Origin of the sequence: Amaricoccus sp. (assembly GCF_017993425.1) — a bacterium.
Lineage (GTDB): Bacteria > Pseudomonadota > Alphaproteobacteria > Rhodobacterales > Rhodobacteraceae > Amaricoccus.
Window position 1 is genome coordinate 1 of record NZ_JAGOMQ010000042.1, and the last position, 17429, is coordinate 17429.

The 17429-nt window shown below is 71.5% G+C and carries 15 protein-coding genes and 2 tRNA genes; 8 read left to right on the plus strand and 9 right to left on the minus strand.

The window, feature by feature from the left end; genetic code table 11:
- Window positions 1–110: 110 nt before the first annotated feature.
- The gene (locus tag KBB57_RS16490) at window positions 111–1064 is read left to right on the plus strand and encodes a glycosyltransferase family 2 protein (protein WP_290752489.1); all 954 of its coding nucleotides are present in this window, start codon (window positions 111–113) and stop codon (window positions 1062–1064) included.
- Window positions 1065–1225: 161 nt separating this feature from the next.
- On the opposite strand, the gene KBB57_RS16495 is transcribed toward KBB57_RS16490, so the two are convergent.
- Window positions 1226–2236, minus strand: coding sequence for a replication initiator protein A (locus KBB57_RS16495; RefSeq protein ID WP_290752491.1), 1011 nt, complete (start codon window positions 2234–2236; stop codon window positions 1226–1228).
- A gap of 389 nt (window positions 2237–2625) precedes the next feature.
- Between KBB57_RS16495 and KBB57_RS16500 the strand changes: the two genes are divergently transcribed.
- Complete coding sequence (locus KBB57_RS16500) at window positions 2626–4035, plus strand: AAA family ATPase (protein WP_290752493.1); 1410 nt, start codon at window positions 2626–2628, stop codon at window positions 4033–4035.
- On the plus strand, window positions 4035–5066 hold the full coding sequence (locus tag KBB57_RS16505; protein ID WP_290752495.1) for a ParB N-terminal domain-containing protein: 1032 nt from the start codon (window positions 4035–4037) through the stop codon (window positions 5064–5066). Before KBB57_RS16500 ends, KBB57_RS16505 begins: the two co-directional genes overlap by 1 nt.
- A gap of 20 nt (window positions 5067–5086) precedes the next feature.
- Here the strand turns inward: KBB57_RS16505 and KBB57_RS16510 are convergent.
- Together KBB57_RS16510 and KBB57_RS16515 are read right to left on the minus strand one after the other, a co-directional pair.
- Window positions 5087–5176, minus strand: a tRNA-Ser gene (locus KBB57_RS16510).
- 46 nt (window positions 5177–5222) lie between these two features.
- A tRNA-Thr gene (locus KBB57_RS16515) sits at window positions 5223–5295 on the minus strand.
- A 438-nt stretch (window positions 5296–5733) separates the two neighbouring features.
- Here KBB57_RS16515 and KBB57_RS16520 point away from each other — a divergent pair.
- Window positions 5734–7299, plus strand: coding sequence for a right-handed parallel beta-helix repeat-containing protein (locus KBB57_RS16520; RefSeq protein ID WP_290752498.1), 1566 nt, complete (start codon window positions 5734–5736; stop codon window positions 7297–7299).
- Between the two features lie 72 nt (window positions 7300–7371).
- Here KBB57_RS16520 and KBB57_RS16525 read toward each other — a convergent pair whose 3' ends face one another.
- Window positions 7372–8805, minus strand: coding sequence for a mannose-1-phosphate guanylyltransferase/mannose-6-phosphate isomerase (locus tag KBB57_RS16525; RefSeq protein WP_290752501.1), 1434 nt, complete (start codon window positions 8803–8805; stop codon window positions 7372–7374).
- A 173-nt stretch (window positions 8806–8978) separates the two neighbouring features.
- Between KBB57_RS16525 and KBB57_RS16530 the strand changes: the two genes are divergently transcribed.
- Window positions 8979–9905, plus strand: coding sequence for a sulfotransferase (locus tag KBB57_RS16530; protein ID WP_290752503.1), 927 nt, complete (start codon window positions 8979–8981; stop codon window positions 9903–9905).
- Window positions 9906–9953: 48 nt separating this feature from the next.
- On the opposite strand, the gene KBB57_RS16535 is transcribed toward KBB57_RS16530, so the two are convergent.
- From KBB57_RS16535 to KBB57_RS16555, 5 genes are all read right to left on the minus strand, one after another.
- Window positions 9954–10799, minus strand: a complete 846-nt coding sequence (locus tag KBB57_RS16535) for a glycosyltransferase family A protein (protein ID WP_290752505.1) — start codon at window positions 10797–10799, stop codon at window positions 9954–9956.
- A gap of 10 nt (window positions 10800–10809) precedes the next feature.
- Entirely contained in the window at window positions 10810–11796 is a 987-nt protein-coding gene (locus KBB57_RS16540; RefSeq protein ID WP_290752508.1) for a glycosyltransferase family 2 protein, read from the minus strand.
- Window positions 11797–11814: 18 nt separating this feature from the next.
- A complete protein-coding gene (gene xrtD, locus KBB57_RS16545) occupies window positions 11815–13407 on the minus strand; it encodes a VPLPA-CTERM-specific exosortase XrtD (protein ID WP_290752511.1) in 1593 nt (530 codons plus the stop codon).
- A gap of 174 nt (window positions 13408–13581) precedes the next feature.
- Window positions 13582–14901 (minus strand): hypothetical protein, encoded by a 1320-nt coding sequence (locus KBB57_RS16550; protein WP_290752514.1) that lies wholly within the window; start codon window positions 14899–14901, stop codon window positions 13582–13584.
- An 11-nt stretch (window positions 14902–14912) separates the two neighbouring features.
- Entirely contained in the window at window positions 14913–15494 is a 582-nt protein-coding gene (locus tag KBB57_RS16555; RefSeq protein ID WP_290752516.1) for a polysaccharide biosynthesis/export family protein, read from the minus strand.
- 348 nt (window positions 15495–15842) lie between these two features.
- On the opposite strand from KBB57_RS16555, the gene KBB57_RS16560 reads away from it, so the two are divergent.
- From KBB57_RS16560 to KBB57_RS16570, 3 genes are all read left to right on the plus strand, one after another.
- Window positions 15843–16373: a UDP-N-acetylglucosamine--LPS N-acetylglucosamine transferase gene (locus KBB57_RS16560; protein ID WP_290752519.1), complete on the plus strand. Its 531-nt coding sequence runs from the start codon at window positions 15843–15845 to the stop codon at window positions 16371–16373.
- A 93-nt stretch (window positions 16374–16466) separates the two neighbouring features.
- A complete protein-coding gene (locus tag KBB57_RS16565) occupies window positions 16467–16931 on the plus strand; it encodes a UDP-N-acetylglucosamine--LPS N-acetylglucosamine transferase (RefSeq protein WP_290752552.1) in 465 nt (154 codons plus the stop codon).
- The gene (locus KBB57_RS16570) at window positions 16928–17410 is read left to right on the plus strand and encodes a glycosyltransferase (protein WP_290752522.1); all 483 of its coding nucleotides are present in this window, start codon (window positions 16928–16930) and stop codon (window positions 17408–17410) included. The genes KBB57_RS16565 and KBB57_RS16570 overlap by 4 nt, the downstream gene beginning before the upstream one ends.
- Window positions 17411–17429: the final 19 nt, after the last annotated feature.

Sequence of the window (17429 nt, forward strand, 5' to 3'; positions counted from 1 at the left end):
CCCCGGGGTTGCGCCGCCGCCGCGCCGCGGGGCATAAGCGCGCCTGTCCCGGGGCGCGCGCGCGCCCCGCAGGCGCACGCGTTCCGAGCACGTCGAGCAGCCCCCCCCCCGTGACCCCCTCCCCCGCCGTCACCGTCGTCATTCCCGCCTACGACCGCGCCGCCACGATCCGGCCGGCGATCGAGAGCGTGCTGCGCCAGACCTGGCGCGACTTCGAGCTCGTCGTCGTCGACGACGGCTCGCGCGACGGCACGCCCGACGTGGTGCGCGCCATCGACGACCCGCGCCTGCGGCTGATCGAGACGCCGCGCAACATGGGGGCCTCGGCGGCGCGCAACCTCGGCGCCGAGGAAGCCCGCGCGCCCTGGGTCGCCTTCCAGGACAGCGACGACGAATGGTTGCCCCTGAAGCTCGAGAAGCAGATGGCCCGCCTCCTCGCCCCCCGCCCGGAAGGAGCGCCGGACTGGGTGGCGGCCTATTGCGGCATGCTGATCCTCGGCCGCGCCCGCGAGGCGGCCCCGAAAGGGACGGACGCCCGGCTCGACGCGCGCTACTTCCCGCCCTCCGGGATCGGCCTCGTCGAGGGCGACATCCTGCCCGCGCTGCTCCGGCGCAGCCTGATCTCGACCCAGACGCTGGTCGCGCGCCGCGACCGGCTCCTCGAGGTCGGCGGCTTCGATCCGGAGATGAAGGCGCGCATCGACTGGGACTGCGCCCTGCGCCTCGCGCCGCTCGGCCCGATCGCCTTCGTCGACGAGCCGCTGGTGCTCCAGCGCTTCTCGCCGAACAGCATCACCGCCGACGCCCCGCGCAAGCTCGCGGCGCGGCTGCGCCTCGTCGACAAGCACGCCGCGCTCTATGCGGACCGCCCGGCCGAGCTCGCGCTCCAGCATTACGGCATCGCCTCCGAGCAGCGCCACCTCGGCGACCTCGCCGGCGCCCGCCGCTCGCTGGCCCGCGCCCGGGCGCTCGACCCGGGCGAGCCGCGCTACTGGGCGATGTCGGCCCTCGTCGCCGCCCGCTCCCTCGTCCCCCGCCGGCGCGCCGCCCTGCCCCGGGGCTGACCGGCCCGGGCGGCGCCTATTCCCGACTCTTTCGCCATGCATACGGCCCGTGCATGGTTCGTGCATGGCCCGTGCATAGGGGGCGCATCGGGGCGCGCGCCGCAACCCCCCGCGGATCCTCGCCTTCTTTCCCGCAAGACGTTCCGCGCGCGGAACGCTCCTCAGGCCCGCGCCGCCCGCGCCCGCGCAAAGGCGACGAAGGCCGCCTCGGCGTCGCGCAGCGCCGGCCGGCCCGAGGCGCGCCAGTGCCTGAGCCATTCCGCCTCGAGCCAGTAGGGATCGAGCCCCGGCGCCACGGCGCGCGCCCGCTCGTAGGCCTCGGGCGGGAGCCGCGGATCCCCCCCCTGCCCTTCCATCCGCCCGCGCGAACGCACCACCACCACGTCGCCCTCGGCGAGCCTGAGCGCATAGTCCGGCAGCCCGTCCTCCTCGGCCATGTCGCGGATCATCTTGCGGAACACCCGCCGCGGCGAGGTCGAGCCCGATTTCTTCAGGAGCGTCTCGAGCCCGATCCGCCACTCCGCCTGCCGCCCGCAATGCTTGCGCGCGATCTCGTAGACCCGCCGCTCCAGGGGCTTGCGCAGACGGAAATAGTCGCGGCTGAGGGTCAGCACCGACTTCGAGATCACCGAGCGGTAGATCCAGTCCGAGAGCGTGACGGTGACGAGGATCATCCGCCCGCCGCGCGCCTTGCGCAGGATCTCCCAGGCGTCGACCAGCCCGAAGCCCCGCGTCGTCTCGACGCCCCCGGTGGCGATGTTGGTGACGACCCGCGTCCCCGACAGCCGCTCCAGCGCCTCCCGCAGCCGCCGGTAGCCGTCTCCGCTGGTCTCGCGGTTGGTCGCGACGAGAAGATCGTAGGCGCGCAACCGCAGCACCGGCGAGGTCGGCCGGCCGGCGTTCAGCGCCGCCATCAGCTGGCTGACGCAGAAGATCAGCACGTCCTTGTCGTGCACCGTCGGCAGACCCTTGACCGAGGGCGTCACCTCGATCTCGGTCTCGCCGTGCCGGTAGCGCAGCACCCGCCGGTCCGGCCGCGTCGCCAGCGTGAACAGCGGATGCTCCATCGACGCCATGTCGTCCTTCGGCGGCGGCGCGCCGAAGTCGCAGGTGAAGAAATCTCCGATCGCCGCGGGAGGTCCCGCGGTCCGCTGCGACAGGCTCTGCCCCATGAAACGGCTATCCCGTTTTCTATCGTGGTTTCGGTGACGCCCACCCTGCGCCACCCCCGCCCGCCCGCGCAACGACCTTTTCGCGGTTCCGGAATCGCCCCGCCGTGGTTTCGGAGTCGCCCTTTCGGGGTTCCGGAATCGCCCGCGCCAGAAAAAGCCCGATTCCGCCAGCGTCCCGAACGACTTGCCCGAACGGCAGCCGCACGTAACACTATCTCTAACACCAGAATAACACCGCCGCCTTCCGCGCCCCGCCCCTGCCCTGCCGCAGGAACGCCGCCCAAGCGCCTGATCCGCCGAGAAACCGAAGTCCGTATGCCGGTTTTTCTCGCCTGTGCCGCGAATCATGTTACATTGCCGGAAACAGAGCACATGAGGCCGCGAGCAGGATGTCTTCCACCGTCGATGCGGGCCCCCCGCCCTATTTCAACATCGCCCCCGACGAGGCCCTGGCCGAACTCGGCCCCCCCGTCGGCGCCGCCGAATTCGCCGAGATCGCCCGCCACTGCGCCGCCGGCCGCCAGGACCTGGTCAGCCGCGGCCTCAGCCCCGACGGCGCGCGCCGGCTGCGGCTCTTCTCGACCTGGGAGATCGCGCGCTACCTGATCCCGGTCGCGCCGGCACATTTCCGCCGGGTCTTGCGCGCCAACCCCGCCCTGCCCCAGGGCCGGAGCGAGACCGAGGGCGGCGCGAAGTGGTTCACCCTCGACGAGGTGCTGCGCCTGCGCGCCCATTTCGCCGCGGAGGGCTCGCGCGCCAAGGAATACCGTCCCTGGCGTCCCGCCGGCCTGCCCGCCAAGATCGTGGCGGTGGCGAACTTCAAGGGCGGCGTCGGCAAGACCTCGACCGCGGCGCATCTCGCCATGTCCGCCGCCCTCGACGGCTACCGGGTGCTGATCGTCGATCTCGACAGCCAGGGCTCGATGACCTCGATGTTCGGCGGCCAGGTCGCCTCCGAATGGGACACCGTCTTCCCGCTCGTCGCCCGCGACTACGCCCTCGGCCTCCAGGCCGAGAACCGCCGCCGCGCCGAGCGCGGCGAGGCCCCGCTGCCGCTCGACGACACGCTGGCCGAGGCGCTCGACCGCAGCGCGCAGGACGTCATCCGCAAGACCCACTGGCCCTCGATCGACCTGATCGGCGCCCAGCTCAACCTCTACTGGGCCGAGTTCCAGATCCCGGTCTGGCGCATGAACCTGCGCGGCTGGAAGCTCTGGGAAGCGCTCGAGCGCGCGCTCGAGCGCGACCGCGTGCTCGACGCCTACGACCTCGTCCTCCTCGACACCCCCCCTGCCCTCGGATACCTGACCATCAACGGCCTGACCGCCGCGGACATCCTGCTCGTTCCCCTCGGCGCCTCCTTCCTCGAGTTCGACTCGACGGGCCGCTTCTTCGACATGCTGCATTCGACCTTCCAGTCGATCGAGGCCGGCGAGAACCTCGCCGCCCGCGCTCTCGGCCGTCCCGAGATCCGCTTCGAATGGGACGCGGTGCGCGCGGTGATCACCCGCTACGACGCCGGCCAGCAGGCGGAGATGGCCGGGCTGATGCAGGCCTATCTCGGCCGGATGCTCTCGCCCTGGCGCCAGGAGCTCACCGCGCTGGTCGGCCAGTCCGGCGAGCAGGCCCGCGGCATCTACGAGGCCGACTACCGCGACTTCAACCGCGACACCTACGCCCGCGGCCGCCAGACCTTCGACGCCACCTGGGCCGGGCTGAAGCGTCTGCTCATCGCCTCCTGGCGGCGCGACGAACTCGCGGCGCAGAAGACGCCAGAACCGGCGGCGGAGGCGGTCTGATGGCCCGCCGCCGCCTCACCCCGCTGAACCCCGATCCCGCCGCGGACGTTCCGCACGCGGAACGCCTCTTCGCAGCGGCCTCGGTCCCGGCTCCGGGCCTAGGCGGCTTCGCCGGCCCCGCCCCGATCGCCCGCGTCGCCGCCGAGGCGGCGAGCGCCGCCGCGGTCGACGCGCTCGCCGAGGAACTGCGCCTCGCCCGCGAGACCGGACGCATGGTGGTCGACCTGCCGCTCGACGCCATCGCCGCCGACCACCTGACCCGCGACCGCCTGCCGGCGGAGGATGACGAGATGGCGGCGCTGCGCGAGAGCCTGCGGCTGCATGGCCAGCGCGTGCCGATCGAGGTGACGCCGCTGGCGCCGGCCGGCCCGGACCGCGCCGGCGCGCTCCCCTACGGACTCATCTCCGGCTGGCGTCGTCTCGCCGCGCTGAAGGCGCTGCGCGCCGAGGCCGGCGGGGACGGCTTCGCCACGGTCCAGGCCCTCGTCCGCCGCCCCGAGGGCGCGGCCGAGGCCTATGTCGCCATGGTCGAGGAGAACGAGCTCCGCGTCGGGCTCAGCCATTACGAGCGCGCCCGGGTGGCGGCGCTCGCTGCGGAACGCGGGGTGTTCGCGGACGAGGAAACCGCGATCCGCACCCTCTTCGCCGCGGCCTCGCGCCCCAAACGCTCGCGCATCCGCGCCTTCCTCGACCTCTACCACGCGCTCGACGCCGCCCTGCGCTTCCCGGCGCGGCTGCCGGAGCGCCTCGGCCTGCGTCTCGTCGAAGCGGTGCGGGCGGGGCAGGGGCCGCGGATCGCCGCCGCCCTCGCCGCCGTCGACGCGGCCGACCCGGAGGCCGAGCGCGCCGCGCTCGAGGCGGCCCTGGCCAGGCCGGCCCGGTCCGCGCCGGCGCCGGTCGCGCTCCGCGCCGGCGTCACCCTCTCCGCCCGTCTCGGCCGGGGCCGGCTCGTGCTCACGCTCGAGGGCGACGGCGTCGACCCGGCGCTCGTCGCCGAGGTCGAGGCCGCGCTGGCGACGCTGCGCCGATAGCGGGAGCAGGGCAGGGAAGCTGGCGGAGAGAGAGGGATTCGAACCCTCGAGACGGTTCCCCGCCTACACACTTTCCAGGCGTGCGCCTTCGACCACTCGGCCACCTCTCCGGCGGGCGGACAGAACCACGTCCGATCGCCCGGCGCAAGATCGCGGCGCCCCCAGAGAGACTCGAACTCCCGACCCTCTGATTACAAATCAGACGCTCTACCGGCTGAGCTATGGGGGCCGGCCGCAGACTGCGGCTATGCGCCGGCGCCGCCCCTGCCGCAAGACCCTTCGCACGCGCGACTTTTCGCCGAGCCCCGCGCCGGCGCGCATGGGTGATTGACCGCCGGACGCAACCCGGTCAACGGTCCTGACCACAAAAAGGGGCGTGCGACGTTCGTCGCCGGACACGTGCGCCAAAATAGCGACGGACACGAGGACAACAGATGGTTTGAATAGCGCCAGGTTGCAGCGCAGGTATTTACCTTATGCTCTCAATGGCATGACGGAGACTCCCGCGCATAAACGAATGCTTAAGGAATAGTCGCGATTCGACTGGATGTCGCCGGATCAAGCGGTGGCGTCACGCGCAAGGGTTGGCCCCACGGTCCTTTGCGCGTTTCCCCGGAACCTGCCGATGAGCCTGCGAATCGGCGCGTGGGAAATGAAGGGACACCTCATGGCCACGATCACGGCCGGCAACCAGAACGAGCTGGACAAGGCGCTCCAGGACGTGAAGGACGGCGACACCATCCTGCTCGAGGGCGGAACCTACGACTTCCTGGACCTCTCCTCCTCGGGGAGGCAAGGCTTCGACTTCGACAAGAAGGTGACGATCGCCTCCGCCGATGCCCGCGACCAGGCGAAGATCGAACACCTCTATGTACGCGAGGCGTCGAACATCGAGTTGCGTGACCTCGTCTTCGACTACGAGACCGGCCCGGCGACACAGCGCCCGCTTACCGCGACCAGGAAGTTCTGGGTCGAGAACTCCGTCGACATCACCTTCGACGGCGTGACCTTCGACGGCGACAAGGTGGACAGCTACGGCGAAGGGCTCGGGCTGCGCGTGAAGGGCTCGAAGGGCGTCTCGGTCCTCAACTCGGAGTTCGTCGACTTCGAGATGGCGATGAGCTTCCAGGACAACGAAGACACCATCATCGCCAACAACGCGATCCGCGGCATCTCCTTCGACGCGATGATGCTCTCGGATATGGAAGACGTCACCATCGCCTACAACGAGTTCACCGACTTCCATTCCCGTCACCTGCTGCACCAGGACGCCATCCAGTTCCTGACCAGCACGACGGCGGGCCCGTCGAACGAGGTGAAGATCGTCGGGAACCGCATCGACAATCCCGAGGAAAGCCACGGTATCTGGCTGGGCAACAGCCTCTACGCCGAAAAAGGCCAGATGGGCGTCTACTATACGAACGTCTACATTGCCGACAACATCCTCCACACCGCCGACAAGCTCGCCATCGGAGTCATGCACGGCGACAACATCGTCGTCGAGCGTAACGTCCTTACCAAGAACAACGACGAGGGTGTGGAGAAGAATACTCCACTTATAAACATTTCGAAATACTCCAAGAACGTCTTCATCCTGGACAACGAGGTCGCGGGAGTTCCGGGCGAGGAGAACGGCAGCTGGGTGGTCGAGGGCAACAAGACGACCCCGGGCCGGTACGAGTTCTGGCAGGGGGTCTATCCCACGACTAACGTCAACCAGCTTCTGAGCCAGATGCCGAACAAGCCGGCGGATCCCTACCGGCCGGTCATCGACGTTCGTCCGAACGACCACGAGCCGGGCGGCCCGGACAGCCCGGGCGATCCGGATGGACCCGTCGGTCCCGATCCCGACGAGCCGGACGGCGACGGCGACGGCGTCGGGGCCGAGGTCCGGCTCAAGGGGGACATGCGCGCGCTCTACGACGGCGGGGTGACGATCACGGGCTTCGACTTCGCCGAGGGCGACGAGATCGTCTTCGCCCTTTTCGATCGCCGGACCTTCATCGACGAGTTCGGCGGCAACTTCGTCAACGACTACTACCGCGGCGCGAGCGTACGGATCGATTCCGCGCTCGACATCCAGGAGCTTGCCGCGAACTCTCGGGACTTCCACGCCTATGCCTCCGGCAAGGATCTCGTCATCGAGATCGACCAGGGGCGCGGCACGGCGGAGGTGACGATCGCCGGGCTCGCCGACGCCTTCCTGGCGGCGGATCACCCCGAGCTGTTCTGAAACCGCTCCAGCTTCCGCGCCGGCGGGCCGGCGCGGAAGCCCGGGAGCGTTCCGCGCGCGGAACGCTCCCCCTCAGACCCGCGCGTAGGCGTCCGCGTAGCGGGTGATGTCGTCCTCGCCGAGATAGGGCCCCGACTGCACCTCTATCAGGTGCAGGTCGACCTTGCCGGGATTCTCCAGCCGGTGCGTCGCCCCGGGCGGGACGTAGGCCGACTGGTTCTCGCCGAGGAGACGGACCTCGCTCCCGAGCGTCACCCGCGCCGCGCCCTCGACCACCACCCAGTGCTCGGCCCGGTGCACGTGGCTCTGCAGCGACAGGGCGGCGCCAGGATGCACCATGATGCGCTTGACCTGGAAGCGCGGCCCGCGCGCCAGCGTCTCGTACCAGCCCCAGGGCCGGTGGGTGCGGGGGAACTCCGTCGCCTGCGCCACGCCCCCGGCCTTCAGCAGCGCCACCGCCTCGCCGACGCGCTGGCCCGCGGCCTTGTCGGCGACGAGTACCGCGTCGCGCATGGCGATCGCCACCACGCCGCGGAGCCCGACCCCGACCAGCACCTGGTCGGGGCTTTCGGCGCGCAACAGGCTGTCGCGGCAGCCGAGCGCATGGGCGGGGCCCTGCAACGTCACGCCATCGGCGTCCGCCGGCGCCGCCCGCGCCACGGCGTCCCAGGCCCCGAGGTCGGACCAGGGCCCGTCGATGGGCACGACGGCGCGGCGGGGCGCCTTCTCCATGATCGCCCGGTCGAGGGCCACGCTCTCGACCGCGGCCCAGGCGGCGGGGTCGAGGCGCAGGAAGGCGAGGTCGGGGACGGCGCCTGCCACTGCCGCCTCCACCGCCCGGGCGAGCTCCGGCGCCTGCTCCGCGAAGACGGCGCGGATCGCCGCGGCCGAGAACAGGAAGACGCCGCTGTTCCAGAGATGTCGTCCCGAGGCGAGGAGACGCCCGGCGAGCCCGGCCTCGGGCTTCTCGACGAAGCCCCGGAGCGGCAGCGCCGCCGGGTCGCCGCCGGGCGCGGGCAGGGCGTCGAGCTCCAGCCAGCCGTAGCCGGTCTCGGCCCGCGTCGGCCGCACGCCGAAGGTGACGAGCGCGCCCGCCCGCGCCGCGGCGACGCCGGCGCGCACGGCGGCGCGGAATCCGGCGGCGTCGGGAAGGACATGGTCCGAGGGGCAGACGAGCAGCAGCGGGTCGCGCCGCTCCCCGGCGGCGACGAGGGCGGCGGCGAGCGTGGCGGCGGCGGTGTTGCGGCCTTCGGGCTCGAGGATCACCGCGGCGGGCGCCCGCCCGATCCCGGCGAGCTGCTCGGTGACGAGGAAGCGGAAGGCCTCGCCGGCGACGACGACCGGCGGCGCGAATTCCGGCTCCGGCAGGCGCAAGACCGCGGCCTGGAACAGGCTGGTCTCGCCGACGAGGCGGGCGAACTGCTTCGGCCGCCGCGCCCGGCTCAGCGGCCAGAGCCGCGTCCCCGCGCCGCCGCCGAGGATCACCGGAACGATGGTCTCGCGCATCCTGTCACCTCCGTCCGCATCTTGCGGCGCGACGCTCCGACCCTCCGGCAGATCGCGCCGCAGGATTAACAAATCCCGAAAGCCGCGCGTTCCGCGAGCCCCGCGATATGGACAGGGGCGGGGGCGAGGGCCTAGAACGGACGGCGGTAGAGTGTCGGTTCGGTTCGGTTCCCATGGGCGCAGCTCGTCCCAACGTCTTCGTCGTCGGCGACGCCAAGTGCGGCACGACGAGCCTCCATCGCTTCTTCGAGCTCGCGCCCGGGGTCGGGGTCGCCGCCACCCGCAAGGAGCTGCACTGGTTCTCCGAGCCCGAGCTGATGGCGCGCCGCGCCGGACCGGGCGACGAGCGGGTCGAGGGCCGCATCATCCACGACGAGGCGGCCTATCTCGCCGAGTTCGCCGGGCTCGACCCGAGGCTCCCGGTCATCGCCGACGTCTCGCCCTCCTACCTGCAGATGGAGGGCGCCGCGGCGCGCATCCACGCCTTCGCCCCGGAGGCGAAGATCGTCATCCTCCTGCGCGAGCCGGCCGACAAGGTGTTCTCGCAATACGTCCATCTCTGGTCGCAGGGGCGCGAGACCGCCTCCTTCGCCGAGGGGCTCGCCCGGGCGGCGGAGCGGCGGGCGGCGGGCTGGTCGGACATGTTCGACTACGACACCGGCGGCTTCTACGCCGAGGCGGTGGGGCGCTATCTCGACCTCTTCGGCCCCTCCCGCGTCCTTGTCCTGCTCTTCGAGGACGCGATCCGCGACTGGCCGGGAACGCGGACACGGCTCGCGGCCTTCCTCGGCGCGGCCCTGCCGGAGACCCACCTGCCGAAGATGAACATCGGCGGCAAAGTGCGCTCGCCGGTGATGGCGGCGCTGATGGCGAGCCAGTCCCTGCGCGGCGTGATCCGCGCCGTCGCCCCGATCGGGCTCAGGACGAAGCTCTCCGAGCGGGTGTCGAGCGCGGTCGCCACCGACAAGCCCGTCCTCGACCCGGCCACGCGCGCCCGCCTCGACGCCCGCTTCGCCGACGACGCCCGGGCGCTCGAGACGCTGCTCGGCCGGCCGACCGGCTGGGCCGCGGCCGCGGGACCGGCGCGCGCCAGCGCCTGACGCCGGGAGCGGGGCAGGGGGCCGGTCGGTCGGCGTCGCGCGGCCGGCTCAGCCGAGCCGCAGGGTTTCGCGCAGCCGGCGGCCGATCGTGCCGCGGAAATAGGCGAGGATCTCGCCGTCCTCGGTTCGCGGCGCGCCGCGGCGGACCTCGCCGAGATAGCCCGCGACATGGGCCCAGCCCTGGGCCGGGCGGCCCATGATCGCGCGCTTGGCCGCGACGGCGAAGGCGTGCGGCAACGTCTCGCCGCGGAAATAGGCGGAGCGGCCGTAGTAGCGGAAATCGACCCGGTCGCCCATGCCGCGGGTCTCGGCATGGACCTCGGGCAGGACGCGCCGCTCCCAGCCGCGCAAGTGCGCCTTGGTCGCCGAGACCACGTCCGCCGAGGGTCCGACGATGTAGCCGGCCTCGGCGAGGCAGGCGTAGCGCCAGACGAAGTAGCCGCCGCCGGTCCAGCGCGTCTCGTGCTCGCTCTTGCCGGGCCGGATCGGCCGGCCGCAGGCCATGCCGAGCCGCGGCTCGGCGGCGAAGGCCGCCTCGATCGCCTCGTAGTAGCGCGGATGCAGGAAGGTGTCGGCGTCGAGGAGCGCCACCATGTCATCGGGCGCGAGCGCCCGCGTCGCGCGCAGGTGATCGATCCCCGCCTTCACGATCGAGGCGTACTTGTGCCCGAGCGCGTATTCCTTCTGGGCGAGGTCGAGGTTCAGCACCTCGATCGCGCCGAGGCCCCCGCCCGGCGCGATCTCGCGCAGCATCTCCCTGCTGCCGTCGGTCGAGCCGTTCTCGAGCACCACCCAGGCGTCGATCGGGCGGGTCTGGGCGCGCAGCGTCGCGACGAGGCGCGGGATGTTCTCCGCCTCGTCGCGGAGCGGCGTGAGCACATGGAGCCGGGACATCGCGGGGGCCTCAGTAGCCGTTCCACCAGACGGCGCGCTGCCGCCAGATCTCGCCCCAGACGTCGCGCTTGGGCGCAAGGCTCGGGCGGATCGGCGCGAGCACGGTCATCGCCGCCACCCGGGTGAACGGCCACAGCCGCAGGATCCCGAGCGCGATCGGCTTGTCCCAGCCGAAATGCCGCTGCACCACCGAGATCTTGCCGCGCATCAGCTTGACCACCTTGTCGGCGCGCACCGTGTCCGACGAGCCGCCGTAGTGGATGATGGTGGATTCGGGCGTCACGTGCGGGTCGGCCCCGAGCTTGCGGGCGCGGAAGCAGAGGTCGACGTCGTCGCCGTACATGAAGAGCTGCTCGTCGAAGCCCCGGAGCTTGTCCCACATCTCGCGCGTGGTCATCAGGTAGCAGCCGATGATCATCTCGACCGAGCGCACGCTGTCGCGCCGCCAGCCGGCATAGGCCTCGGAATGGAAGAGCGGCGAGTTCGGGAACAGCGCGTTCAGCCCCGCGGTGCGGCAGAAGATGTTCCAGGTCGAGGGCAGCCGCCAGCCCGACTGCGGGTTGATCCGCCCGTCGGGAAAAAGCGTGCGGCCGCCCCACATCTGCGCCTGCGGCATCTCGCGGGCGAAGGCGACGAGCTTGTCGATGGCGCCGTCGAGCACCACCGTGTCGGAGTTCAGCAGCAGGATGTATTCGCCCGAGGCGAGTTCGGCCGCGCGGTTGTTGCCGCAGCCGAAGCCGAGGTTCTCCGCGCTCCGGATCAGCTTCACGTCCGGGAACGCGGCCGCGATCGCATCCGCCGAGCCGTCGCGCGAGGCGTTGTCGACCACGATCGTCTCGTGCGGGATCCTCGTCTCCGCCGCGATGCTGCGCAGGCAGTCGAGCGTCAGCTCGCGGGTGTTGTAGTTGACGATCAGGATCGAGACGACAGGAGCGGGGGCAGGGGCCTCGGGGCCGCTTGCGGTTTCGGGCTCGGTGTCGGTGTCGGTGTCGGACATGCGGAGCGGGCTTTCTGCTTACTCGGGAATGAAACGGGGCAGGCGGTCGGCGAAGCCGGCGAGGAAGCGCTGCGCGCGCGCGTCGGCGTCCGCGACGCGCTCCTCGGGCAGGATCGGGGTGATCACCCGCACCAGCCCGCCGTCGGTGCGGTTCATCGTGGCGCTGTCGATCACGGTGTAGGCGCGGGTCAGGAAGTCGTGGCTCATGTGCCGTCCGCGACCCTCGAACCAGTAGTAGACGAGCTGGCGCTCCAGCCCCTTCTGGATCACCGCCCGGTTCAGCGTCACCGCGCCGAATTCCGTGCCGGGCAGCGGAACCTCCACCGGGCCGATCGAGAAGATCTCCCAACCGGCGCCGGGCAGGCAGATCTCGGGGGCGTGGATCGAGCGCCCGTCGATCTGGGTGTAGTAGTAGGACAGGAACAGGTCGACGCCCGCCGCCTCGCTCGCGTTGCGGAAATAGGCCGAGAGGTAGTCGTCGGCCCCGAGCCCGACCTCGACCTGCGGGTCGAGCGGCGTCGGCGCGCCCGACCAGTCGTCGATGGTCAGCGGGAAGAGCGCGTAGGGATCGCGGTCCATGCGCGCCGCATCGCGGGCCGGCGCGAAGCTCCAGGCCGCGGAGAGCGCCAGCGTGGCGAGCGCCGCGACCTTCAGCGCCTGCGCGGGCTCGACGGTCAGGATGCGGCGGAACTGCCCGCCGAGCCCGGAGAAGTCGAGGTCGATGGCGTCGCCGAGCGGCGTGCGGTCGCCCGAGAGCCGGCGCATCGCGACTGCGAGCCCGAACAGGATGGCGATGCAGGAGAGAAAGACCACCCAGCCCTCGAAGACGTGCAGGAAGCCCTCCGCCTGCGCGATGCCGTAGCGGTCGACCAGCACCCCGATGATCCCGATCCTGAGCGAGTTCATCAGCACCGCGATCGGCACCGCCGAGAGCAGGATGACGAGCTTGTGCCAGACCGGCCCGCGGTAGAGCACCGCGAAGACGTAGGAGAAGCTCATGATCGGGAACAGGTAGCGCAGCCCCGAGCAGGCCTCGGCCACCTGCAGCTTGTAGACCCCGAGGTCGATGACGTTGCCCTCGAGGAAGACCGGCACCCCGAGCGCCTGCACGAAGGCGACGCCGATCCCGGAGGAGACGAACTGCAGGCTGGTGTTGATCTTGAAATAGAGAAAGTAGGGCAGGGGCAGCATGAACACGAGGTGCAGCACCGACGGCCAGAAGAACCAGCCGCGCCGCGCCCCGAAGCCGACGAGGATCAGCCCGAAGATCCAGATGATCAGCGCGTAGAACACCAGATGGTCGATGCGGGCGACGTTGCCGGCGAGCGCCACGACGAGCGCGACGACGATCAGGACCGTCCCCGGCCAGCGGTCCGTGACCGGCGCGGTCGCCGGCGGCATGAACTTCAGCTCGCGCAGGAACATGTAGAAGCTCAGCACCGGGATCACCGGCCCGTGGCTGAACTCCGGCCGGGCCCACTCGGTGGCCAGCCCGTGGAAGCCGAACCAGAACAGCGGCAGCGTCGAGGCGACGGCGAGGCAGAACCAGAAGAGGCCGCGGGAGTTGACGGAAAATGCGCCGCCGGCGGCCGCCTGCGTGGTCGTCGTCATCCCCGCCTCGTCACTCGTTACAGGTTCAACCGGCGCGCGCCGGCCTCCGCCCGCGCGCGCCCGCCTCCATACGCGATCCGGGCGCGAAAAACGAGTCCGAAGCGGCGACAGGGTAACCGCCCGGCCGCCGCCCTCACGCGCCCGCGAGCGGCGGCGGGGGACGTCAGGCCAAAGTCAGGGCCGACTGGAGAAGCTCTTGCCGATCTCCACGAAAACGGCGTTCGAGGTCGCTTCCTCCGGCTCCCGGTCATAGCTGCGGAAGCGGTAGCCGAGGCTCGCGCTCACCGTGTCGGTGATGTCGCGCGAATAGATCGCCGAGACGCTCACCCGCGTGGTGTCGGCCCGGAAGGGCGCGGTCTCGTCGACCTGGCGCGCCGCAGTGGCGTCGAGCTGCAGCGCCGAGACCTGGTTGATCTCGTGCAGGAGCCCGATCCCGGCCCCGGTCACCCGCACCTGGTTGCCGGTCGAGGAGCCGGTCTTGTTCTGGAAGATCCGCCCGGTGAGCCGGCCGTTCGGCAGCGGATAGGTCGCGCGCAGGTTGCCGGTGAAGGGCGCGCCGTCGGTGGCGTTGCTGTAGCGGGCCAGGGCGTTGAGGGTGATCTCCTCGAACTGGTAGCGCACCGCGGCGCGCACCACCGGCCCGGTCTCGTCGATGGTCTCGCGCCGGCGGTCGCCCTCGGGCCCCTCGGTCTCGCGCCGCTGGTACTTGGCGTAGCCGAGCCCGAAATCGAGCCGCAGCACCTCGTCGGGCTCGTAGATCACGCCCACGTCGATGTCGGCGTCGCGCACCAGGGTGTTGCGCTCGTCGTCGGCCTCGAAATAGCGGTAGCTCGCCAGCACGGCGCCCGACAGCACCGGGGTGAGACGCAGCCGCCACAGCGCGTCGCCGGTGAGGTTGTCGCGCGGCGTCGTGTCGTTCGTCACCTCGTCGTAGTCGAAGCGGGTGGCGGCCACGGAGAACTCGTAGGAGGACGGCGAGTCCTGGGCCAACGCGAGATCGACGGTGGCGTCGTAGCGCCGCTCGGTGATGTCCTGGCTCAGCTGGTCGAGGTCGTCGGGGACGTCGATCTCGCCGGTGTCCGGGTCGATGAAGTCGGCGAGCGGCCTGTCGGCGTCGACATCGGTCTGCCGGTAGCGCAACCCGACGTCGATCGAGCCGCTGGCCCATTCGCGCAGGTAGTCGCCGGTCGCGGTCGACGGCGAGGCGAAGGTGAGGTCGAAGTCGCGCTCGGCTTCCCAGAGCGCGCGCAGGCCGGTGTCGATCCCGAGCGCCAGCGTCTGCAGCTGCGTCTCGGAGAGCAGGCCGAGCTGCACCCGGGTGTCGGCGTAGTAGCTCGTCCCCGGATTGGGGTCGTCGAGGCGATAGTTGGAATCGACCGTGAAGCCCTGGCTGATCCCGGCGGTGAAAAGCGGCGAGCCGGGCGTGACGACGTCCTGGGCGGCCGCGCCGGAGGCGGCCGCGAGGCCGAGCGCGGCGAGGAGGGGGCGACGCATCGGACGTCGCCTCACTCGAACAGGCGGCGCTCGGGGACCAGGATCACGTCGCCCTCACGCATCGTGATCATCGACTCGATCGCGCCCCCGCGCTCGACGGCCTTGTAGTTGAAGAGGAAGATCTGCTCCTGCCCGTCGGCGGCGCGGCGGCGGAGCTGGATGCGCTTGGTCGCGGCGAAGCGGTCGAGCCCGCCGGCGAGCGCCACCGCCTGCAGCAGGTTGGTGCCGACCTCGACCTCGCGGACGCCCGGCTGGGTCACCCGGCCGAGCACGTAGATCGGGAAGAGCTCGGCCTCCTCGTTCACCGTCGTCACCGAGACGAAGACGTTCGGGCGCACGGCGAAGTTCGAGGCGAGCCGGTCGGCGATGGAGCGCTCGACCGAGCCGACGGTCTGGCCGGCGGCGGCGACCGAGCCGGCGAGCGGCACCGAGATGCGCCCGTCGGGCAGGACCAGCACCTGGCGGTTCAGCGTCTCGTCCTCGAGAACGGTCACCGCCAGCGTATCGCCGGGCTGGATGCGATAGCCGGCCGCCTGGGCGAGCGCCATCGGCGCGGCGGCGAGAAAGGCCAGCAAGCCCAGGATGATCGTCACGGCATTTCGCATCGATGCGCCTCGTACATGTCGGGCAGGCTTCGGCGCCGGGCCCTTTCCCGCCGTTTAAGGGGGCGCGGGCGGCATGGCAAACGCCTAATCACCTTTCATGCGGGCGGAGCGGCGTTTAACCGCCGGAGCGTATTGATTCTGCAACAGCCCGAATCGTTAACCTTTCCTGCAAGAGGATTGCGCCGCCGCGCGTCGTTTCACTGGCGACGCGCGGCCTGGCGCGGCAGAATAGGCTCCGATGTCTTGGCCGGGATTCGCACCGCCGGGATTCGCACCGCCGGGATCGGGGCGCGCGGACAGGCCCGGCCCGGGCGGCCGGCGATTGGGACACGAGGCGTGACGGACGCGACCTTCATCGACGCCGCCCCGAGGCGGCCGGCCCCGAAGCCGAAACGCGGGGGGAGCGCCCCGGCGCGGCGGCGCAAGGTGCTCGCGGTCTCCTCGGGCGGCGGCCACTGGGTCGAGCTCGGCCGGCTGCGCGCCGCCTTCGCCGGGCTCGAGGTCATCTATGCGAGCACCGATCCCTCGGCGGCGGCCGGGCTCGACGGCGCCCGGCACTACGTGGTGCGCAACGTCACCCGTCGCGATCGCTGGGGCTTCGCGGTGGCGATCTGGCAGCTCCTGCGCATCCTCCTGCGCGAGCGGCCCGACGTGGTGGTGACCACCGGCGCGGCGCCGGGCTTTCTCGCGCTCGCCGCCGGCAAGCTCCTCTGCGGCAGCCGCACGATCTGGATCGACTCGGTCGCCAGCGCCGAGACGCTGTCGCTCTCGGCGCGGCTCGCCCGCCCCGTCGCCGACGCCTGGCTGGTGCAATGGGCCCATCTCGCGCGCCGCGACGGGCCGGAATACTGGGGGACGGTGCTGTGAGCTTGGCGTCGGCGGCCGGTGGCGCTAGTCTCCGCCGGCGCCGCGGCCGGGCAGGGGCGTGTGGGGCGGTTTCTCGGGTGCGACGGCGTGGCGATGGGTGACGGGGTGCGGCGCAGGAAGGTTCTCGCGGTCGCGTCGGGCGGCGGGCACTGGGTGCAGCTCCGGCGCATCCGCCCGGCCTTCGACGAACTCGAGGTGGTCTATGTCGGCACCGACGACATCCCCGACGGCGACCTCGACGGGCGCTACTACGCGGTCAGGAACGTCACCCGCCGGAACCGGATCGCCTTCGCGCTGGTGATCTGGCAGGTGCTGCGCATCATCGCCCGCGAGCGGCCCGACGTGGTGGTGACCACCGGCGCGGCCCCGGGCTTCCTCGCGCTCGCCGGGGCCAAGCTCTTCCTGCGCAGCCGCACGATCTGGATCGACTCGATCTCGAGCTCCGAGACGATGACGCTCTCGGCCCGGCTGGCCCGGCCCCTCGCCGACGCCTGGCTGGTGCAGTGGTCGCACCTCGCCAGGCCCGAGGGGCCGGAATACTGGGGCGCGGTGTTTTGATCTTCGTCACCATCGGGTCGATGTTCCCCTTCGACCGGCTCGTGCAGGCGATGGACGACTGGGCCGCCGCCAATCCCGGCCAGGACATCCTCGCCCAGATCGGCGCCGGAGCCTACGAGCCCCGCCACATGCGCTGGGTGCGCAAGCTCGACCGCGCCGAGTACGACGCCACCGTGGCGGGCGCGCAGATCGTCGTCGCCCATGCCGGGGTCGGCTCGGTGGTGACGGCGGGCGAGCTCGGCAAGCCGATCGTGATCCTGCCGCGCCGCGCCCATCTCGGCGAGCACACCTCCGACCACCAGCTCGAGACCGTGGGCTGGCTGCGCGGCAAGCCCGGCGTCCACATCGCCGAAACCGAGGCCGACCTGCCCGCGCTCGTCGCCGCGGCGCTGGCCCAGGGCCCCGGGGAGGTCGGCCGCATCGGCCCGGTCGCCGACCCGGCCTTCATCGCCCGGCTCCGCGCCTTCATCCTGCGCTGAAACCGCCCCGCCCGCGGCA